We start from the raw sequence: 19,545 nt of genomic DNA on the forward strand, positions 1-19,545 counted from the left end.
GGAACGAGTGAGCAGGGACCTGCCGGGACCGGCGGCGGATGAGAAGCTACCACCGGGCGCCCGAGGTGTCCGTCCCCTGTGGCCCGTGCCTCAGCCGTAGTAGCGACGCAGCTCGCGACTGAGCACCTTGCCGGTGGCGTTGCGCGGCAGGTACTTCACGAAGATCACGTCCCGGGGTACGGAGAAGCGGGCCAGGTAGTGCCGGACGTACTCGCGGACCGCATCCGGGTCGAGCGTCTCGCCGGGGTGCAGGGCGAGGAACGCGGCGAGGCGCTGGCCGTACTCGGGGTCGGGCACCCCGATCACGGCGGCCTCACGGACCTGCGGCAGTCGGGCGAGCAGGTCCTCCACCTCGGAGGGGAAGACGTTCTCGCCCCCGGAGACGATCATGTCGTCCGCCCGACCGTCGACGAAGAGCAGGCCATCGCCGTTGACCCGGCCCAGGTCGCCGGTGTTCAGCAGGCCGTCGTGGGTCTCCCGGCCGGCTCCCGAGGTGTACCCCTCGAAGAGCATCTCGTTGCCCACGAAGATCCGCCCGACCCGTCCGTCCCGGACCGGTTCACCGGCGTCGTCCAGGATCTCCAGCCGGGTGCCGTGCGGCGGGCGGCCGGCGGTGGTCGGGGCGGCGCGCAGGTCGGCCGGGCCGGCGATGGATGCCCAGGAGACCTCGGTCGAGCCGTACAGGTTGTAGAGGACGTCCCCGTAGGCGTCCATGAACTTGGGGGCGAGTCCGCCGGGCAGGGCCGAGCCGCTGACCGCGACCACCTTCAGCGGTGGCCGGGGGCTCGGCGCCGGCACCTCCAGCAGCCGCTGCAGCATCACCGGCACGGCGAAGAGCGCGTCGCACGGCTGGGCGGCCAGCGCGGCCACGGTGGCGGCCGGGTCGAAGCGGCGGTGCAGCACGATGGTGGAGCGCAGGGCGAAGGCCACCTGGAGGGCCGCGTACCCCCAGGTGTGGAAGAGCGGCGCGGCGATCAGCACGGTGTCGCGGGCGTGCAGCGGAATCCGGTCGATGATGGACACCAGCGGGCCGAAGCCGTGCGGGGTGGGCCGGCGGGCGCCCTTGGGTGCTCCGGTGGTGCCGGAGGTGAGCACGATGGTCCGGCCGTCCCGCTCGGGCGGCTGGAGCTGGTCACCGGGCAGGGCGCCGGCGATCAGCTCCTCCTGGCCGCGCTCGTCGACCCGCTGCACGTCGGCGGGGAGGCCGAGGACCCGCTCGGCGAACTCGGCGTCGTGCACCAGGACCCGCAGCGACTGTTCCTCCGCGACGGTGGTCAACTGCGCGGCGGAGAGGCCGGTGTTGACCAGGACGGCGTCCGCGCCGAGCAGCATCGCCGCGACGACCGCCTCGATCAGCCCGTGGTGGTTGCGGCAGAGCACCCCGATCCGGTCCCCGGCCTGGACGCCGAGCCCGGCGCGCATCGACCGGGCCAGCCGTTCGGCCCGGTCCAGCAGCTCCTGATAGGTCAGCTCGACGCCCTGCTCGTCGACGACGGCCGCCCGACCGGGGTCGCGGGCGGCGGCCTGGCGCAGCTCACCGGCGAGGCTCCAGCCCCACTTGCGCAGCGCGCCGAGCTGGGAGGCGACCCGGATGGGACGGCCCGGGGTGAGCAGTCCGCGCCGGGTCAGCGTGGCGACGATGAACGGCAGGTCCAAGCCGCAACCCTCCTTCGGGGAGCACGGGAGGGCCCCCGGAGGAGCCCCGCCACGCCGAACGTTTCCTCCCGATCATGCACCCGCGGCGGCCGGGAGCCCAGCCGGCGGTCACCGGGCCCACCCGTCGCACACCGTGGGTCGTGCACGTCGGAACGGAGGGTGAGGAGGCGGCACCCGCGCCGGTGGCCGGGTCGGCCGGTGGGCCGACCCGGCCCCGGTCAACGGATCTGCATCCCGGAGATCGCGCGGGAGATGACCAGCCGCTGGATCTCGGAGGTGCCTTCGAAGATGGTGTAGATCTTGGCGTCCCGGTACCAGCGTTCGACCGGGTGGTCGCGCAGGAAGCCGGCGCCGCCGAGCAGCTGGACCGCCTTGTCGGTGACCGAGACGGCCACCTCGCCGGCCTTGAGCTTGGACATCGAGCCCTCGCCCGCGGTGAACGGCCGGTTGTTGCGCCCCATCCAGGAGGCCCGCCAGACCAGCAGCCGGGCCGCGTCGATCTCCATCTTCATGTCGGCCAGCGCGAACGCGACCGCCTGGTTCTCGATGATCGGCCGTCCGAACTGGACCCGGTCCTTGGCGTAGTCGAGGGCGTACTCGTACGCCGCCCGGGCCACGCCGAGCGCCTGGGCGCCGACCGTCGGCCGGGACAGCTCGAACGTCCGCATCGCGGCCTGGCCGGAGGCGCGCTGGCCGGAGCGGGCCCGGTCGAGGCGTTCCAGCAGGGCGTCCCGCCCGCCGAGGAGGCAGCGCCCGGGCACCCGTACGTCGTCGAGGAAGACGTCGGCGGTGTGCGACGCGCGCAGCCCCAGCTTGCGCAGCTTGCGGGTCGCGCTGAGCCCCGCCGTGCCCGGCGGTACGACGAACGCCGCCTGCCCGCGGGAGCCGAGCGACGGGTCCACCGAGGCGGTGACCACGTGCACCCCGGCGATCCCGCCGTTGGTGGCGTACGCCTTCTGCCCGCGCAGCACCCACTCGTCGGTGGCCTCGTCGTAGACCGCCCGGGTGCGCATCGACCCGACGTCCGAGCCGGCCTCCGGTTCGCTGGTGCAGAACGCGGCGACGGCCGGCGAGTCGACGTCGCCGAAGCACTGCGGCACCCACTCGACGAGCTGGTCCGGGGTGCCCGCGCCGTAGATGGCGGCGACGGCGAGGGAGGTGCCGAAGATGCTCAGCCCGATGCCGGCGTCGCCCCAGAAGAGCTCCTCGCTGGCGATGGGCAGGGACAGGCCGGTGGGGTCGGCCCAGCAGGTGGCGAGGAACTCGAAGCCGTACAGGCCGACCTTCGCCGCCTCCTGGATGACGGGCCAGGGAGTCTCCTCCCGGGCGTCCCACTCGGCCGCGGCCGGGCGCACGACCTCGGCGGCGAAGCCGTGCACCCAGTCGCGCAGATCCCGCTGTTCCTCGTTCAGGTCGAGCGAGAACTCGGTCACGTCAGGCCTTGGGGATGTCGAACAGGTTGGCGATGTTGGCGGCGAGGCCCAGGTCGCCCTTGGCCTTCAGCTTGCCGGTCATGAACATCATCACCGGGTTGCCGCCGCCGGAGACGATCTTGAGGAACTCGACCGGGCCCATCGTGAGGCTCAGCTTCGGGTCCCGCTGCGCGGTGTCCGAGACGGTGCAGGCGCCGTTCTCGATGACGATCTCGTAGGTGTCGGCGCCACCGTCGGGACGACCCGTGATGTTCCAGTGGATGACCGCGTTGGTGGAGCCGGCGCGGTCGGCGCGGAACAGCGACGGCATCCGGTTGAAGACCTCGCTCAGGATCTTGCCGCGCAGGTCGCCCGACATCACCTCGGCGATCTTGTCGTCGGGGGTGGACTTGACCAGCTTCGCGAACTCCTTGGGCTCGACGTTCGCGAAGTTGGCCGGGTCGAAGTCAGTCATGGGGGATGCACCTCTCGGAGCGGGCCGACTTTGGTTACTCTGGCGTAACCTTACGCACGAGTAGGTATGCTCGCAAGGGTGTCCAGCACACCCAGCTTCAAGCGCCTGCCGAGGGCCGTCCGCGAGCAGCAGATGCTCGACGCGGCGGTCAAGGTCTTCTCCCGCCGCGGCTTCCACGCCGCCAGCATGGACGAGATCGCCGAGGACGCCGGGATCTCCAAACCGATGGTCTACGCGTACCTCGGCACCAAGGAGGAGCTCTTCGTCGCCTGCCTGCACCGGGAGGGCACCCGGATGATGGAGGCCATCGCCGGGGCGGCCGCCTCCGACCTGCCCGCCGACGAGCGGCTCTGGCGTGGCCTGCGCGCCTTCTTCGGCTTCGTCGGCGCGCACCGGGACGGCTGGGCGGTGCTCTACCGCCAGGCCCGCGGCGAGCAGCCCTTCGCCGGGGAACTGGCCACCATGCGGGGCCGGCTGGTCGAGGTGGTCGCCGGCATGCTGGACAACGCGCTGCGCGCCGAGGGGCACGAGGTGGGCCCGACCGACCTGGAGGTCGTCGCGTACGCCCTGGTCGGCGCGACCGAGTCCCTCGCCGACTGGCTCGCCGACCACCCCGAGGCCGACCCGGAGAAGACCGCCACCCGGATGATGAACGTGGCCTGGCTCGGCGCCGCCCAACTGCTGCACGGCGTCACCTGGCGTCCGCCCGCCGGCTGACGTTCTCGGCAGGGCGGGGGCGGTCAGCGACGGACGGCGGCCCGGGCGCGGGAGCGGGCGCGGCGGCGCAGCCGGCGTGCCAGTTCCAGGCCGAACGTGACGACGAGCGACAGCCCGACGCCGACCAGCAGTGCCTTCACCGGGTCGCGTTCGAAGGCCAGGCCGCCGAAGTAGCCGAGCAGGCCGCAGTAGACCGCCCAGCTGCCGCAGGCGAGGGCGTCGTAGAGCAGGAAGCAGCGCGGCGGTTAGCGGACCGCGCCCATGGTCAGGGTGACGGCGGTGCGGCCGCCGGGGAGGTACCGGGCGGTGGTCAGGATCATGCCGCCGCGCCGGTCGAGGGCCCGGCGGGCCCACTCCGAGCCGGCCCGCCGGCGGCTGTCGGCGGGCAGCCGCGCCGCCCGGTGGGCGCCGCCGCCCCGGCCCACGGCGTAGGAGACGTGGTCACCCGCGAGTGCGCCGAGCGCGGCCACCACGATGACCGCGACCAGGTTGGGCTCGCCGCCCGCCGCGAACACCGCCGCGGTGATCACCACCGTCTCGCCCGGCACGGCGGGGAAGAACGCGTCGACCGCGGTGACCGTGAAGATCACCAGGTACACCCACGGCGAGGCGACCGTGTGGTGGAGCAGGTCGAGCACGTACTCCATGCCCCGATGCTCCGGGGCCGACGGGTGGCGAGGGGCCCCTTCGCGCACATGCGGGGCCCCTCCCTCAGCGGGTCGTGCCGACCAGGTGCGGACGGCCGGAGCGGGCGTCGTGCAACGCGAAATCCCACCCCGGGGTGGCGCTGAACGCCACCGTCGACGGCAGCGGCACCGGCAGCTTGAACGCCACGTCGACCGTGTAGGCGTCCGGCAGCCGGCTCTCCAGCGCGGCCAGGCAGTGCGCCTTGCTCCACATCCCGTGCGCGATCGGCCGCGGGAAGCCGAACAGCCGCGCGCCGAGCCGGGAGGTGTGGATCGGGTTGTGGTCGCCGGAGACCCGGGCGTAGTCCGTGCCGACCCGGGGGGTGAGCCGCCAGTGCGCGGAGGGGGCCGGCGGGGTCGGCCGGTCACCCCGGTCGCGCCGCTCACCGCCGCCGGCGCTGCGCTCCTTGCCGAGGTACGTCGAGACGCCGCGCCACACCTCCTCCCCGTCGACCGAGCCCACGAGCACCACGTCGAGCTGCCGGCCCCGGTCGTGCGGGCGCAGGTTCTCCGCGTACGTCCGGAAGTCCAGCCGTTCGCCGGCTTCGATCGGTCGGTGCACGGTGATCCGGTTGGCGACGTGCACGACCCCGCTCAGCGGGATGGGGAACTCCGGCTGGGTCATCAGCCGCAACGCCAGCGGGAACCCCATGACGTGCGGGTACGTCGCCGGCAGCCGGTCGGCGAGCCGGAACCCGCAGACCCGGTCGTAGTCGGCGAGGTGCGCCCGGTCCACGGCGACGCCGGCCACGGTCAGCTCGACCGCGGGCAGGCTGTCGCTCCGCCGGCCGCCCAACCCGGGCAGTGCGCCGAGCAGGGCCCGGCGGTAGAGCGCCCCGGCCGCCGGCATCCGGGGCAGCTCGACCGCGGCCCGGCCCGCCGCGCCGCCGCCGCCCGGCGCGGTCGTCGCCGGTCCGGCCGGGGCCGGCGTACCCCCGGCGCCCGGCGCGATCCGGGAGAGGTCCTGGGTGGCGTAAGCGCTGAGGTCGTGCGTGCCGAGCTCCTGGACCGCGTCGGGGGTGACGACGAGGCCGGAGAGGTCCCGGGTGGGGCCGTCGATCAGTTCGTGGACCGACAGGTCCTCGGCCGGGCCGTCCGCCGGCCGGTCCTTCCGCCTGGCCATCACGCCCCCAGCAGACTCTGGCCGCAGACCCGGACGACGTTGCCGGTGACCGCGCCGCTCGCCGGCCAGGCCAGCCAGCCGATCGTCTCGGCGACGTCCACCGGCAGGCCGCCCTGGGACATGCTGTTCATCCGGCGGCCCGCCTCGCGCAGCGTCAGCGGGATGCGCGCGGTCAGCCGGGTCTCGATGAAACCGGGGGCGACCGCGTTGACGCTGATGCCGCGGTCGCGCAGCGCCGGGGCCAGCGAGTCGACCAGCCCGATCACCCCGGCCTTGCTGGTGGCGTAGTTGGTCTGGCCGCGGTTGCCGGCGATGCCGGCGATCGAGGAGACCGAGACGATCCGCCCACCGGTCGGGATCAGGGCGCGCTCCAGCAGCACGTCGTTGATCCGCTCCTGACTGGAGAGGTTGACGTCGATGACGGAGTCCCAGCGGTCGGCGTCCATCCGGCCGAGCGTCCTGTCCCGGGTGATGCCGGCGTTGTGCACCACCACGTCGACCCGGCCGTGCCGGTCGGCGAGGTGCTGGGCGAGGCGGGTCGGGGCGTCCGGGGCAGTCAGGTCGAGCTGAACGGCGCTGCCGCCGATCTCGTTGGCGACCACGGCCAGCGCGTCCCCGGCGGCCGGGATGTCCAGCGCGACGACCTGGGCGCCGTCCCGGGCGAGCACCCGGGCCAGCGCGGCGCCGATGCCCCGGGCCGCGCCGGTGACCAGCACGACCTGCCCGTCCAGCGGCCGGTCCCAGTCGGCCGGCGGCTGTGCGGTGCCCGCGCCGACGCGGATCACCTGGCCGGAGACGTACGCGGAGCGCCCGGAGAGCAGAAACCGGAGGGTCGATTCGAGGCTGGTCAGGGTGCCTGGGTCGGCGGCCTTCGTGACGTACACCAGTTGGGCGGTGACGCCCCGGCCGAACTCCTTGCCGATGCTGCGGGTCAGCCCCTCCAGGGCGCGCTGGGCGGTCGCCTCGCGGGGCGACCCGCACTCGGCCGGCGGGGTGCCCACCACGATCACGCGGCCGCTGGGCAGCAGCGCCCGGGCCTGCGGGTGGAAGAAGTCGTACAGCTGCCGCAGCTCGGTGGAGTCGGTGATGCCGGTGGCGTCGTACACCAGGGCGGCGTAGCGCGCGCCGGCGTCGGTGGCGGCGGCCGGGTCGCGCAGCTCGACCCCGGCGAAGGTCAGGATCTTGGTGACCGGCTCGGCGAGCCGGCCGTCGGCCGAGGTGCCGAGCAGGACGGGCCCGGGGACGAGCGGGTCGCCCGGCGTGTGCCGGCGCAGTCGAGGCGGGTCGGGCAGCCCGAGGCGCTTGACCAGCGCGCGACCGGCCCCCGATTGGACGAAGCTCGCGTACCTGTCGGTCATGGGCGTAGCCTACTGGCGAGTAGGGTTCGGGCAACAGTTTCGAGGAGGCCGATCGTGCAAAGTGTCCGGCGGGTCGCGGTCATCGGCGGCAACCGCATCCCCTTCGCCCGGTCCAACTCCCGGTACGCGCACGCGTCCAACGCGGACATGCTCGGCGCGGCCCTGGACGGCCTGGTGGCCCGGTTCGGGCTGGCCGGGCAGCGGGTCGGCGAGGTGGTCGCCGGCGCGGTGCTCAAGCACTCCAAGGACTTCAACCTCACCCGCGAGGTGGTGCTCGGCTCCCGGCTCGACCCGCGCACCCCCGCGTACGACATCCAGCAGGCCTGCGGCACCGGTCTGGAAGCGGCCATCCTGGTCGCCAACAAGATCGCCCTCGGGCAGCTCGAGGTCGGCATCGCCGGCGGCGTGGACACCACCTCGGACGCGCCGCTCGCCGTCAACGAGGACCTGCGCCGCACCCTGTTGCAGCTCAACTCGGCCCGGACCCTCGGCGAGCGGTTGAAGATCGCCGCGAAGCTCCGCCCGCACCAGCCGTTCAAGCCGGAGATCCCGCGCAACGCGGAGCCGCGTACCGGGCTGTCGATGGGGGAGCACGCCGCCCGGACGGCGCTGCGCTGGAACGTCGACCGGCAGGCCCAGGACGAGTTGGCGATCCGCTCGCACCAGCGGCTCGCCGCCGCGTACGACAAGGGGTTCTTCGACGACCTGATGACCCCCTACCTCGGGCTGACCCGGGACCAGAACCTGCGCCCCGACACCAGCCTGGAGAAGCTCGGCTCGCTCAAGCCGGTCTTCGGCAACCGCGGCCCGGACGCCGAGCGGGCCACCATGACCGCGGGCAACTCGTCGCCGCTCACCGACGGCGCCTCGACCGTGCTGCTCGCCTCCGAGGAGTGGGCGCGGGAACGCAGCCTGCCGGTGCTGGCCTGGTTCAGCTGGTCCGAGACCGCGGCGGTCGACTTCGTGCACGGCGACGAGGGCCTGCTGATGGCCCCCGCGTACGCGGTGCCCCGGATGCTGGCCCGGGCCGGACTGACCCTCCAGGACTTCGACTACTACGAGATCCACGAGGCGTTCGCCTCGCAGGTGCTGGCCACCCTGGCCGCCTGGGAGTCGGCGGAGTTCTGCAAGGAACGGCTGGGCCTGGACGCGCCGCTCGGGTCGATCGACCGCGACCGGCTCAACGTCAACGGCTCCTCGCTGGCCGCCGGGCACCCGTTCGCGGCCACCGGCGGCCGGATCGTGGCGACCCTGGCCAAGCTCTTGGACCAGAAGGGGAGCGGGCGCGGGCTGATCTCCATCTGCGCCGCCGGCGGGCAGGGCGTGACCGCGATCCTGGAGCGCTGACCTCGGCACCGAACGGCGACGCCCGCCCGGGTAGCACCCGGGCGGGCGTCGCCGCCCCGCGCCGTGAGCTACCCGGCGAGATGACCGCCCATCACCCTGGACCCGATCCTTGCGCCGCCCTGACCGCCGGTCACTTGATCGAGCCGGCCGGTGCCAACCAGCGCATCGGCTGCCCGGTCACCGCGCCGATCTGCTCGAAGTCCCGGTCGTAGTGCAGCACGGAGAGCCCCTGGTACTCGGCTACGGCGGCGATCAGCAGGTCCACCGCACCCGCCGATCGGTGCGTGCCCCGCTCGGTCAGCTCCAGCTGTATTTCGGCTGCCCGTTCGTAGATTCGGTCGGGCATCGCCACCCAGCCGAAGGCGGCGTGGAGTTGCAGCACGAGTCGTTCGCGATCGGCGACGGACCGGGCCGTGTAGAGGAACTCCAGCTCGACGAGGGAACAGATGGCGACCAGGCCGGCGGTGATGCTGGATTCCCACCGGGCCAGCACCTCCGCGTCCCGGAGCAACCGGACCAGGGCACTGGTGTCGATCAGGTAGTCGGCGAGCTTCACGACCGGTAGCTGGCCTTGTCGAGCAGTTCGTCGAAGTCGCCGGCCTGCCCGCGGCTGGCCAGCTCGGCGAGCGCCCGGGCCCGGCGCAGTCGCGCCGCTCCCTCGCGAAGCGCGACATTGACCGTGTCCTTCTTGGTCCGGGTGCCGAACGCCTTCGCCGCGTCGGCGAGCGCCTCGTCGTCGACGTCCACGAGGATCTTGGTCATCCGCGCCTCCTATATACGGCACCGGGCATCAGTATATCCCCCGATGACCCCGTCCGGCGGCGGACGCCACGTGCGGAAGAATGCTCTCGTGACGACGATCCCGAACGTGCTCGCCAACCGGTACGCCTCGCCCGAGCTGGTCGCCCTCTGGTCGCCGGAGGAGAAGGTACGGATGGAGCGCCGGCTCTGGCTGGCCGTGCTCCGCGCCCAGCGGGACCTGGGCGTGCCGGTGCCGGACGGCGTGGTCGAGGCGTACGAGCGGGTGGTCGACGACGTCGACCTGGCCTCCATCGCGGACCGTGAGCGGGTCACCCGGCACGACGTGAAGGCCCGGATCGAGGAGTTCAGCGCGCTCGCCGGGCACGAGCACGTGCACAAGGGGATGACCTCCCGGGACCTCACCGAGAACGTCGAGCAGCTCCAGATCCGCGCCTCGCTGGAGCTGATCCGGGACCGGGTGGTGGCCACCCTGGTCCGGCTCGCCTGCCACGCCCACGAGTACTCCGGCCTGGTGATGACCGGCCGCTCGCACAACGTCGCGGCGCAGGCCACCACGCTGGGCAAGCGCTTCGCGTCGGCGGCGGAGGAGCTGCTGATCGCGTACGACCGGCTGGCGGACCTGATCGGCCGGTACCCGCTGCGCGGCATCAAGGGTCCGGTCGGCACCGCCGCGGACCAGCTCGACCTCTTCGACGGCGACGCCGGCAAGGTGGCCGAGCTGGAGCGCCGGGTGGCCGAGCACCTCGGGTTCAGCCGGGTACTGGACAGCGTCGGCCAGGTCTACCCGCGCTCGCTCGACTTCGACGTGCTCTCCGCGCTGGCGCAGACGGCGGCGGCGCCGAGCAGCCTGGCCACCACGATCCGGCTGATGGTCGGCCAGGAGCTGGTCACCGAGGGCTTCAAGCCGGGCCAGGTCGGCTCCAGCGCGATGCCGCACAAGATGAACACCCGCTCCTCGGAGCGGGTGAACGGCTTCGCGGTGATCATCCGGGGCTATCTGTCGATGGTCGGCGAGCTGGCCGGCGACCAGTGGAACGAGGGGGACGTGTCCTGTTCGGTGGTCCGCCGGGTGGCCCTGCCGGACGCGTTCTTCGCCGCCGACGGGCTGTTCCAGACCTTCCTCACCGTGCTGGACGAGTTCGGGCCGTACCCGGCGGTGATCAACCGGGAGCTGGAGCGCTTCCTGCCGTTCCTGGCCACCACGAAGATCCTGGTCGCGGCGGTCCGGCGGGGCGTCGGCCGGGAGGTCGCGCACGAGGTGATCAAGGAGCAGGCGGTCGCCGTCGCCCTCGCCATGCGGGAGAAGGGCGCCCCCGACAACGATCTCTTCGACCGTCTGGCGGCCGACGGTCGCCTGGGTCTCACCCGCGCCGAGATCGACGCCCTGGTCGCCGACCGCAACGCCTTCGTCGGCGCTGCGGGAGCGCAGGTGGACCGCATCATCGCCCGCATCGCCGACGTGGTCGCCGCCCACCCCGAAGCCGCCGCCTACACCCCACCCCCCATCCTCTGACCGCCCCGCCCCGGCCCCTCGGGGAGTCCTCATGATCGACTCAGGTGGGCGGGTCCGGTCAGGAGTCGCGGGTGGGGGTTTCGGCGGCTGTCCGGAGGTTGGGGGCGGACGCGGGTTCGGCGATGCCGCCGGGGGCCTCCACGATCCCGGGCTCATGGGCGGACTCCGCGGCCACCATGGGCTGGTCGGCCGGCATGACGTCCGGCATCTTGGGTACGACGATCACCGCCGTGCCGTACGCGCAGATCTCCATCCACATCTCGCCACAGTCCCGGCTGTCGAAGCGCATGCCGATCACCGCGTTCGCGCCGAGCCGCTCGGCCTCCTCGCCGAGCCGGGCCACCGAGTCGGTACGCCAGCGGGTCAGATTGTCCGGCGCCATCGGGTCGTACGCGCCACCGCGCAGGTTCTTGACCCCCTCGCGGTACGGGTTCCGGGTCCTGGCCATCGAGGACACCACTTCGCCGAGGATCTGGCGGATCTCGTAGCCGGGCAGTTGATCCGTCGTCACGACCAGCACGGTTCCGATGCTGTCAGCCGGAGAGCGGGCCGTTCGTGAGGGTTGTTCACCTGATCGGATGCTGCAAAACGACGCGCCGGGGTCGGGCACGTCGTGCCGGGCCCGGACGGCGGGAACTGTCGGACATCGGCCAGCGGGGCGGTCGCCGGTCACGGCAGTGGCGGATGCCCGAGAAGGCACGATCGGGCCCGAAAAGCGGCGGGAGCCGATACCCCGGGACATGCCCCGCCGGGTGCGCCCCGTCCGGATTCTCGGCGAGGGAGCCGGCGCATGGAGGCCGGCCGATGCCCTCCGCCGCCTGCGGGCGGCTGACATGCGGTAGCGCGACGACCACCGATGTAACAATTTGGCCACCTGTCGCGCTGTGAATTGCCTGCTCCAGGCAGGTTTCGCGGCCTACCGGACGGCGCGTCGACGCACTCTCCGGCGGTTATGTTGATCAGTGCCTGGACTGCGCCCGGCCGGTGCGGCCGGGACGGTATCTGCCAGGTAGGCTGGCTGCGCTCGCCCGTTGTGGGTCGGCACCCAACTGCGTACACAGTCAGGAGTGCCCAGTGCCTCGCGTCGTCGTCGACGTCATGCTCAAGCCCGAGATCCTCGATCCCCAGGGCCAGGCCGTCGCAAACGCGCTGCCCCGGCTCGGCGTCAGCGACGTCGCCTCGGTCCGGATCGGCAGGCGGATCGAGATCGAGTTCACCGGTGAACCGGACCTGGACCGGGCCCGGGAGATCGCCGACAAGCTGCTCGCCAACCCGGTCATCGAGGACTTCACCGTCCGCCTGGTCGAGGCCGACGAGACCGTGGACGCGCACCAGTGACCGCCCGGGTCGGTGTGGTGACCTTCCCCGGCTCGCTCGACGACGGGGACGCGGCCCGTGCCGTCCGGATCGCCGGCGCCGAGCCGGTCCGCCTCTGGCACGGCGACCCGGAGCTGCACGGGGTGGACGCGGTCGTCCTCCCCGGCGGCTTCTCCTACGGTGACTACCTGCGCTGCGGCGCCATCGCCCGGTTCGCCCCGGTGATGGAGACGATCGTGGACGCGGCCCGGGGTGGCCTGCCGGTGCTCGGCATCTGCAACGGCTTCCAGATCCTCTGCGAGGCCCACCTGCTCCCCGGCGCGCTCACCCGCAACCAGCACCTGCACTTCCGCAACCGGGACCAGATCCTGCGGATCGAGTCCGCCGGCACCGCCTGGACCAACGCGTTCCAGCCCGGGCAGGAGGTGCTGATCCCGGTCAAGAACGGCGAGGGCTGCTACGTCGCCGACCCCGCGACGCTGGACCAGCTCGAGGCCGAGGGTCGGGTCGTCGCCCGCTACGTCGGCGGCAACCCCAACGGTTCGCAGCGCGACATCGCCGCGATCACCAACTCCGCCGGCAACGTGGTCGGCATCATGCCGCATCCCGAGCACGCGGTGGAGGCCCTCACCGGCCCCTCCCTGGACGGTCTCGGCTTCTTCACCTCGGTGCTCAAGCACCTGGTGGGGGCGCCGGCGTGACCGTGCGCGGGACCATCGGTCGGCTCACCCGCCGGTACGCCGGCGAGCGCAGCGAGGAGAGGTCATGACCACCCATCCGGACCCGGCCGTACGGGAGACAGCGGGCGCCTTCCCGGCCGCCCCGGCGGAGCCGCGAGCGGCCGTCGTGGTGCCGCAGGCCGGCCCGGTCGATGCCGGCCGCACCGCCGAGCCGGCCCCGGCCGACGACTGGGCCCTCGGCGTGGACACCGTGCCCCGGGCCTCCGGCACCCCCGAGGAGCTCCAGCCGTACGCCGAGCTGGGCCTCCGGGACGACGAGTACGACCGGATCCGGCACATCCTCGGCCGCCGGCCCACCCAGGCCGAGCTGGCCATGTACTCGATCATGTGGAGCGAGCACTGCTCCTACAAGTCCAGCAAGGTGCACCTGCGCCAGTTCGGTGAGAAGGCCCCGCCGAGCGACCGGCTGCTGGCCGGCATCGGGGAGAACGCCGGCGTGGTCCGGGTCTCCGACGAGCTGGCCGTGACCTTCAAGGTCGAGTCGCACAACCACCCGAGCTTCGTCGAGCCGTACCAGGGCGCGGCCACCGGTGTCGGCGGCATCGTCCGGGACATCCTCGCCATGGGCGCCCGCCCGGTCGCGGTGATGGACCCGCTGCGCTTCGGCGCGGCCGACCACCCGGACACCGCCCGCGTGCTGACCGGCGTGGTCGCCGGTGTCGGCGGCTACGGCAACTGCCTCGGCCTGCCGAACATCGGCGGCGAGCTCGTCTTCGACCCGAGCTACCAGGGCAACCCGCTGCTCAACGCGCTCTGCCTCGGGGTGCTCCCGGTCGACCGGCTGCAGAACAAGGCCGCCGCCGGGCCGGGCAACATCGTGGTGCTGATGGGCGCCAAGACCGGCCGGGACGGCATCGGCGGCGTGTCGGTGCTGGCCAGCGCCACCTTCGACGAGGCCAGCGAGCAGCGCCGCCCGGCGGTGCAGGTGGGCGACCCGTTCACCGAGAAGCTGCTGATCGAGGCCTGCCTCGAGCTGTACGACGCCGAGCTGGTCGTCGGCATCCAGGACCTCGGCGGCGCCGGCTTGACCTGCGCGCTCACCGAGACCGCCGCAGCGGCCGGCACCGGCATGCGGGTCTGGCTGGAGCGGGTGCCGCTGCGCGAGCCCTCGATGGAGCCGCACGAGATCCTGGCCAGCGAGTCGCAGGAGCGGATGCTGCTGGTCGTCGCCCCGGACAAGCTGGAGTCGGTGTTCAAGACCGCCGAGAAGTGGGGCGTGCTCGCCACCGCGATCGGCGAGGTCACCGCCCCGGCGCCGGACGGCCAGCCCGGCCGGCTGCTGATCACCTGGCGTGACCAGATCGTGGTCGACGTCCCGCCGGGTTCCCTGGTCGACGACGGCCCGGTCTACGCCCGTCCGATGCGCGAGCCGGCCGACCTGATCCTGCTCCAGGCCGACCGTGCGGAGACGCTGCCCCGGCCGAACACCCCGGACGCGCTGCGGGAGACCCTGCTGCGCATGATCGCGTCGCCGAACCTGGCCGACAAGACCTGGGTCACCGAGCAGTACGACCGGTACGTGCTGGGCAACACCGTGCTGGCCCAGCCGGAGGACTCCGGCGTGATCCGGATCGACGAGCGGACCGGCCTCGGCGTCGCGCTCTCCGTCGACGGCAACGGCCGGTACGCGCGTCTCGACCCGTACCACGGCACCAAGCTGGCGCTCGCCGAGGCGTACCGGAACGTGGCGGTGACCGGCGCGAAGCCGATCGCCGTGACGAACTGCCTCAACTTCGGCTCGCCGGAGGACCCGGGCGTGATGTGGCAGTTCGCCGAGGCCGTCCGCGGCCTGGCGGACGGCTGCCTGGAGCTGGGCATCCCGGTGACCGGCGGCAACGTCAGCTTCTACAACCAGACCGGCGCGGCGGCCATCCACCCGACCCCCGTGGTCGGCGTGCTGGGCGTGCTGGACAACGTCGCCGACCGGGTGCCGATGGGCTTCGTGCCGCGGCCGGGCGGCGACCACGACCAGCTCTTCCTGCTCGGGGAGACGCACGTGGAGCTCTCCGGCTCGGAATGGGCCTGGGTGACCCACGAGCACCTGGGTGGCATCCCGCCGCAGGTCGACCTGGGCCGTGAGCGGCAGCTCGCCGAGCTGCTGGCCGAGGCGGCCCGGGTGGGCCACCTCAGCTCCGCCCACGACCTCTCCGACGGGGGTCTGGCCCAGAGCCTGGTCGAGTCCTGCCTGCGGCGGGGCGTCGGTGCCCGGATCGCGGTGCCGGAGCACTTCACCGGCGGTTCGATGCCGTTCGTCTACCTGTTCAGCGAGTCCGCCGGGCGGGTCCTGGTGTCGGTGCCGCGCGGGCACGAGAAGGCGTTCACCGCCCTCTGCGCCGAGCGCGAGGTGCCGTGGGAGTTCATCGGGGTCACCGACCCGGCCGGCGGCGCCCTCGAGGTGCACGGTCAGTTCCGGATCGGCCTTGACGAGCTGCGCGCGGCGCACACCGAGACCCTGCCCCGGCTCTTCGGCGGCCAGGAGGCGGCCCAGGTGGAGGCGGCCCGGACCGGGACGACCACCGTCCTCCCGGCCACCGCCGAGCAGCCGGTGGACGTGGCGGCCGCCGCGACCGAGGATGGGTCCGCCGACGGCCGGCCCGCGGAGGCCATCGCGCCCCAGGCCGAGGTTACCGACGACGTTGCGGCGGTGAGCGAGGGTGCCGCCGACGAGACGACCGACGGCGGTTCCGGCGCGACCGAGCCGGCCGGCCCGGAAGGGTCCGCGGCGGCTTCCTCCGGTGACCCGGACCAGCCCGCCGCGCCCGATCAGCGCTGACGCGTTGACCGTCTACACGCAGCCCGGTTCCGGCGCCCGGTTCGACTGGGGGCTGACCGGGGCGGCCGAACTCGGCCGGGTGTGTGCCGCCCTGGTGGTGGTGGACGTGCTCTCGTTCACCACCGCCGTGGAGGTGGCGGTCGGCCGCGGCATGCGGGTGCACCCGTTCCCCTGGGGGGAGCAGGCGGCCGAGTACGCCCGCCGGGTCGGCGCCGTCGCGGCCGTCGGCCGCCGCCGGATGACCCCGGAGCATCCGTGGTCGCTGTCCCCGGCCGCGCTGCGTACCGCGCCGGTCGTCAGCGACCTGGTGCTGCCCTCACCGAACGGCTCGGCGATCAGCGCCGCCGCCAGCGCCACCGGCCTGCCGGTGGTCGCGGCGTGCCTGCGCAACGCGCGCGCCGTCGGGCGATGGCTGCGCGCCGAGGGGTACGGCTCGATCGACGCCCCCGTCGGCGTGGTCGCGGCCGGCGAACGCTGGCCGGACGGCTCGCTGCGCTCCTCCGTCGAGGACCACCTCGGGGCGGCGAGCGTGCTGGACGCCCTCGTCGGCGTGCCGGGTGGGCTCTCGGTGGAGGCGGCGATGGCGCTGGCCGCGCTGGCCAGCACCCCGGACGTGCCGGCGGCGGTCCGGGGTTGCGTCTCCGGCCGGGAGCTCGTCGAGGACGGCTTCGCCGCCGACGTGGAGGTCGCCGTCCAGGTCGACGCCTCGGACGTGGTGCCGGTGCTGCGGCAGGGCTTCTTCTCCGCCGCCTGACCCGGCCCCGCCCCGCCCCTCGCCGCGTGCTCTTTCGCCCCCGGCCCGCGCCCGACCTGCCGTCCTTCTCCGGATCTGTGGGTGACGGGACGCTACGAACCTGATGACGTGAATGATTCGGACCCGCGATTCACCTACGACATCAGCTGCGTGGCGGCCGGCAGGCACCACCGCCCGCGCTTCCGCGGACTGCCCGCGATCACGCCAATCAACCCGTGACGACCGAGGCCACCCCCCGTCACGGCGGTGGCCGCCCGGGAAGTCCCGGACGGCCACTGTCGAGATCCTCGGGGCGGTCACGCCCCCGACCGGTCAGTCGTCGAGCCAGTCCAGCCGGCGGCCACCGCGCTCCGGCGGGGCGTCCGGGCGACCCCGACCGGCCTGCGCCGGGTCAGCGTAGTAGCCGCCCTGATCGTAGCCACCGCTGCGCTGCGGCGGCGGCTGCTCCTGGCCGTAGCCGCCCTGCTGGCCGTACCCGCCCTGCTGGGGCTGGCCGTATCCGTCGCCGCCGTAGCCGCCGCGCTGGTCGTAGCCCTGCTGGCCGTTGTCGTAGCCGCCGCCGGCCGGCGGGTTGCCGTAGCCGTTGCCGGCGGGCGCGTTGTCGTAGCCGTTGCCGGCGGGCGCGTTGTCGTAGCCGTTGCCGGCGGGCGCGTTGTCGTAGCCGCCGGCCGGACCGCCGTCGTAGCCGCCGCCCGGGGCGCCGTATCCGGCGCCGGCGCCGTAGCCGTTGGTCGGCTCGGGCCCGCGACCGTACTGGCCGGGGTCCGGCTGGCCGTAACCCCGCCCCTGGTCCGCCGGCGGCTGGTAGGTGCTGGTCGGGTACGGGTCGGCCGGCGGGGCGTACGACTGCGTGCCGTCACCGGCGTAGCGCCCGGTCGGCTCGTCGTACCGCTCGCCGTAGCCGCCGCCCTGGGCCGGCTCACCGTAACCACCGCCGGCCGGGGCCGGCGGGTAGCCGGCCGCCCCGGCGCCGTAGTCCCGGCTGCCGTAGCCGCCCCCGGAGGACGGCGAGTTGCCGTAGCCGCCACCCGAGGAGGGGGCGTTGCCGTAGCCGTTGGCAGCGCCGTAGCCGCCCTGACCGGGCGCCTCGTCGCCGTAGCCGTTGCCGGCCCAGCCGGGCTGCCCACCCGGGCCGTACGAGGGCGGCGGAGCACCGTACGGATCCGGCGGGACGTCGTCGACGACCGGTCGGTGCATCATCGTCGGCGCGTCGCTGAGCGAGGTGCCGCCGACCATGGTCGCGGACGGGCCGGCGCCCATCCCGTTCACCACCCGGGTCTGGTCGTCGGCGCCCCGGTAGCCGCCCCGGGCGCCCGGCACCGCACCGGCGCCGGCGACGGGACCCGGGCCGCCGGGGCCGTCCCCGTCGCCGTCGTCGCCCTCGTTCTTGCGCCGCATGTAGAGCAGCACGATGGTGCCGACGCCCACCGCCACGAAGAGACCGCCGAGCACGATCAGCAGCCAGGAGGCGCCGGAACCCTCGTCGGCGGCGGCCTGCTGCTGGCCGACGGGAGCCTCGCTGGCGGGCTCGTCGGTGGCGGCGTCCGTCGCCTCGTCCGTCGGCGCGGCCTCCTCGCTCGCCGAGGGGGTGGCGCTCGGGCTCACCTCGACCTTGATCGGCAGGGCGATCCGCTGGCCCGTCACGCTCTGCCCGGCGCTCGCGTTGACCGTCTTGGTGCCCTTGTCCTCGCCCTTGATGGCGCCGAGCTCGATCCGACCCGGCGTGATCGGGTTGCTGGTCGAGCCGGTGAAGCGGTAGTTGCCGCTGCTGTCGCTGGCGGTGGTGTAGCGGTGCTGCTGCGAGTCGACGATCATCACCGTGGCGTTCGGCACCGGATCGCCGTTGGCGCTGATGACCACCTTGCCGGAGATCGACTTGACGGTCTCCGCCTGCGGCGGCGGAGGCGGGGCAGTCGCCTTCACGGTCACGCTGAGGGGACGGGAGTCCGAGCCGGCGATGCCCTCGACCCGGATCGTCGCCCGAGTCCCGTTGGCCGCCGGCGCGTTGGCGGCCGCCGTCAGGGTCAAGGTCACCTGCTTCGGCTTCGACGTGCCGAGCGCCCCGTTGAACTGGACATCTCCACAGCCGCCGCAGGCGACGCCGTCCGGAAGACCAGTGACATTGATGCTGGCGGACGTCTCGGCGGCGTCCGGGGTGACCTCCACAGTCACCGAGCCGCCGCCCTTGCCTGCCTCAATGGTGACCGAGTCGCCGGAGGAGGATGTGATCTTGGCAGCGGAGGCTGGTGTGGCGGGGACGGCGAGCAGTGCGCCGGCAACCAGCGCTACGACCACACCGGCCCGATGCTTCCAGGCACGTCGGTGTGTTGACACGTCCACCGCCTTCCGGTCTGACTTCCCTGGCCGGCGGGTGCCGGGCCGGGGATCATCACGGTACGAATACGCCGTCGGCAACTATGCCTTGTCTGACCGGACAAGCGCGACCCAGGGCCGGTCTCGCGGCTGTCGATCCCGGGTCGTATCGTCCCGTCGTGTCCTCTCCGCACATTAAGTCCGCCGCGGTGGTCGCGGCATTGACGGCGCTGGACGAGGGGCGTACGCCCGAACGGCCGGTGTACCGGGAGGCGGTCCGTACCCTCTTGGCCGTCCTCGCGGAGCGCGCCCCCGGCCGATCGGTGGAGGTGCGTGTCCCACCCTACGGTGCCGTCCAGTGCGTGGCCGGCCCGCGACACACCCGCGGAACGCCACCGAATGTGGTGGAAATGGACCCGGCCACCTGGCTCGCGCTGGCCACCGGCCGTCTCGGATGGTCGCAGGCGGTCACCGAGGGTCGCGTACGCACCAGCGGTATCCGGGCGGACCTTTCCGGGCATCTTCCCCTCTAGCTGCGCCGACGCCCGATCTTCCGTCACGATCTGGAGGCGAATCGTGACTATCAGTATCGACTTCGA

The 19,545-nt window shown here is 73.3% G+C and carries 17 protein-coding genes and 1 pseudogene; 8 read left to right on the top strand and 10 right to left on the bottom strand.

Annotated features, from left to right (window positions below; translation table 11 throughout):
* Nucleotides 1–90: 90 nt before the first annotated feature.
* From ACFOYX_RS02340 to ACFOYX_RS02350, 3 genes are all read right to left on the bottom strand, one after another.
* Nucleotides 91–1,656, bottom strand: coding sequence for an AMP-binding protein (locus tag ACFOYX_RS02340; RefSeq protein WP_322441449.1), 1,566 nt, complete (start codon nt 1,654–1,656; stop codon nt 91–93).
* Between the two features lie 218 nt (nt 1,657–1,874).
* On the bottom strand, nt 1,875–3,089 hold the full coding sequence (locus ACFOYX_RS02345) for an acyl-CoA dehydrogenase family protein (RefSeq protein ID WP_322441448.1): 1,215 nt from the start codon (nt 3,087–3,089) through the stop codon (nt 1,875–1,877).
* Nucleotide 3,090: 1 nt separating this feature from the next.
* On the bottom strand, nt 3,091–3,543 hold the full coding sequence (locus tag ACFOYX_RS02350; RefSeq protein ID WP_322441447.1) for an SCP2 sterol-binding domain-containing protein: 453 nt from the start codon (nt 3,541–3,543) through the stop codon (nt 3,091–3,093).
* A gap of 78 nt (nt 3,544–3,621) precedes the next feature.
* Between ACFOYX_RS02350 and ACFOYX_RS02355 the strand changes: the two genes are divergently transcribed.
* Nucleotides 3,622–4,260 (top strand): TetR/AcrR family transcriptional regulator, encoded by a 639-nt coding sequence (locus tag ACFOYX_RS02355; protein WP_322441446.1) that lies wholly within the window; start codon nt 3,622–3,624, stop codon nt 4,258–4,260.
* Nucleotides 4,261–4,283: 23 nt separating this feature from the next.
* Here ACFOYX_RS02355 and ACFOYX_RS02360 read toward each other — a convergent pair.
* The 3 genes and pseudogenes from ACFOYX_RS02360 to ACFOYX_RS02370 all read right to left on the bottom strand — a co-directional run bounded on the left by ACFOYX_RS02360 (nt 4,284) and on the right by ACFOYX_RS02370 (nt 7,427).
* A pseudogene (locus tag ACFOYX_RS02360) lies at nt 4,284–4,907 on the bottom strand (DedA family protein).
* 64 nt (nt 4,908–4,971) lie between these two features.
* Complete coding sequence (locus ACFOYX_RS02365; protein ID WP_377533772.1) at nt 4,972–6,069, bottom strand: MaoC/PaaZ C-terminal domain-containing protein; 1,098 nt, start codon at nt 6,067–6,069, stop codon at nt 4,972–4,974.
* Nucleotides 6,069–7,427 (bottom strand): 3-oxoacyl-ACP reductase, encoded by a 1,359-nt coding sequence (locus tag ACFOYX_RS02370; protein WP_322441445.1) that lies wholly within the window; start codon nt 7,425–7,427, stop codon nt 6,069–6,071. The genes ACFOYX_RS02365 and ACFOYX_RS02370 overlap by 1 nt, the downstream gene beginning before the upstream one ends.
* A 54-nt stretch (nt 7,428–7,481) precedes the next feature.
* Here ACFOYX_RS02370 and ACFOYX_RS02375 point away from each other — a divergent pair, with 54 nt between their 5' ends.
* Nucleotides 7,482–8,774, top strand: a complete 1,293-nt coding sequence (locus ACFOYX_RS02375) for an acetyl-CoA C-acetyltransferase (RefSeq protein ID WP_322441444.1) — start codon at nt 7,482–7,484, stop codon at nt 8,772–8,774.
* Nucleotides 8,775–8,904: 130 nt separating this feature from the next.
* Here the strand turns inward: ACFOYX_RS02375 and ACFOYX_RS02380 are convergent, their stop codons facing one another.
* Nucleotides 8,905–9,330 carry a PIN domain nuclease gene (locus ACFOYX_RS02380; RefSeq protein WP_322441443.1) on the bottom strand — a complete coding sequence of 142 codons (426 nt, stop codon included), beginning with the start codon at nt 9,328–9,330 and terminating at the stop codon, nt 8,905–8,907.
* Nucleotides 9,327–9,536, bottom strand: coding sequence for a type II toxin-antitoxin system VapB family antitoxin (locus ACFOYX_RS02385; RefSeq protein ID WP_322441442.1), 210 nt, complete (start codon nt 9,534–9,536; stop codon nt 9,327–9,329). Before ACFOYX_RS02385 ends, ACFOYX_RS02380 begins: the two co-directional genes overlap by 4 nt.
* Nucleotides 9,537–9,624: 88 nt before the next feature.
* Here ACFOYX_RS02385 and purB point away from each other — a divergent pair, with 88 nt between their 5' ends.
* Nucleotides 9,625–11,049: an adenylosuccinate lyase gene (gene purB / locus ACFOYX_RS02390; protein ID WP_322441441.1), complete on the top strand. Its 1,425-nt coding sequence runs from the start codon at nt 9,625–9,627 to the stop codon at nt 11,047–11,049.
* Nucleotides 11,050–11,107: 58 nt separating this feature from the next.
* Here purB and ACFOYX_RS02395 read toward each other — a convergent pair whose 3' ends face one another.
* Entirely contained in the window at nt 11,108–11,722 is a 615-nt protein-coding gene (locus ACFOYX_RS02395) for a YbjQ family protein (RefSeq protein WP_377533767.1), read from the bottom strand.
* A 401-nt stretch (nt 11,723–12,123) separates the two neighbouring features.
* Between ACFOYX_RS02395 and purS the strand changes: the two genes are divergently transcribed.
* The 4 genes from purS to ACFOYX_RS02415 all read left to right on the top strand — a co-directional run bounded on the left by purS (nt 12,124) and on the right by ACFOYX_RS02415 (nt 16,633).
* Nucleotides 12,124–12,387 carry a phosphoribosylformylglycinamidine synthase subunit PurS gene (gene purS / locus ACFOYX_RS02400; RefSeq protein WP_322441439.1) on the top strand — a complete coding sequence of 88 codons (264 nt, stop codon included), beginning with the start codon at nt 12,124–12,126 and terminating at the stop codon, nt 12,385–12,387.
* Nucleotides 12,384–13,067: a phosphoribosylformylglycinamidine synthase subunit PurQ gene (purQ, locus tag ACFOYX_RS02405; protein WP_322441438.1), complete on the top strand. Its 684-nt coding sequence runs from the start codon at nt 12,384–12,386 to the stop codon at nt 13,065–13,067. The genes purS and purQ overlap by 4 nt, the downstream gene beginning before the upstream one ends.
* Nucleotides 13,068–13,131: 64 nt before the next feature.
* On the top strand, nt 13,132–15,879 hold the full coding sequence (purL, locus tag ACFOYX_RS02410) for a phosphoribosylformylglycinamidine synthase subunit PurL (RefSeq protein ID WP_322441437.1): 2,748 nt from the start codon (nt 13,132–13,134) through the stop codon (nt 15,877–15,879).
* A gap of 4 nt (nt 15,880–15,883) precedes the next feature.
* Entirely contained in the window at nt 15,884–16,633 is a 750-nt protein-coding gene (locus ACFOYX_RS02415) for a 2-phosphosulfolactate phosphatase (RefSeq protein WP_322441504.1), read from the top strand.
* A gap of 312 nt (nt 16,634–16,945) precedes the next feature.
* Here ACFOYX_RS02415 and ACFOYX_RS02420 read toward each other — a convergent pair whose 3' ends face one another.
* Entirely contained in the window at nt 16,946–18,967 is a 2,022-nt protein-coding gene (locus tag ACFOYX_RS02420) for a carboxypeptidase regulatory-like domain-containing protein (protein WP_322441436.1), read from the bottom strand.
* A gap of 188 nt (nt 18,968–19,155) precedes the next feature.
* Between ACFOYX_RS02420 and ACFOYX_RS02425 the strand changes: the two genes are divergently transcribed.
* Complete coding sequence (locus ACFOYX_RS02425) at nt 19,156–19,479, top strand: sterol carrier family protein (protein WP_377533774.1); 324 nt, start codon at nt 19,156–19,158, stop codon at nt 19,477–19,479.
* Nucleotides 19,480–19,545 lie beyond the last annotated feature (66 nt).

Origin of the sequence: Micromonospora sp. GCM10011541, from assembly GCF_042650725.1 — a bacterium.
GTDB classification, from domain to species: Bacteria; Actinomycetota; Actinomycetes; order Mycobacteriales; family Micromonosporaceae; genus Micromonospora; species Micromonospora sicca.

Bases quoted from the DNA above. Each gene is read 5' to 3' on its own strand.
- ACFOYX_RS02385 (WP_322441442.1), bottom strand. From the start codon at position 9,536: ATGACCAAGATCCTCGTGGACGTCGACGACGAGGCGCTCGCCGACGCG.
- ACFOYX_RS02370 (WP_322441445.1), bottom strand. From the start codon at position 7,427: ATGACCGACAGGTACGCGAGCTTCGTCCAATCGGGGGCCGGTCGCGCG.
- ACFOYX_RS02350 (WP_322441447.1), bottom strand. From the start codon at position 3,543: ATGACTGACTTCGACCCGGCCAACTTCGCGAACGTCGAGCCCAAGGAG.
- purL (WP_322441437.1), top strand. From the start codon at position 13,132: ATGACCACCCATCCGGACCCGGCCGTACGGGAGACAGCGGGCGCCTTC.
- ACFOYX_RS02365 (WP_377533772.1), bottom strand. From the start codon at position 6,069: ATGGCCAGGCGGAAGGACCGGCCGGCGGACGGCCCGGCCGAGGACCTG.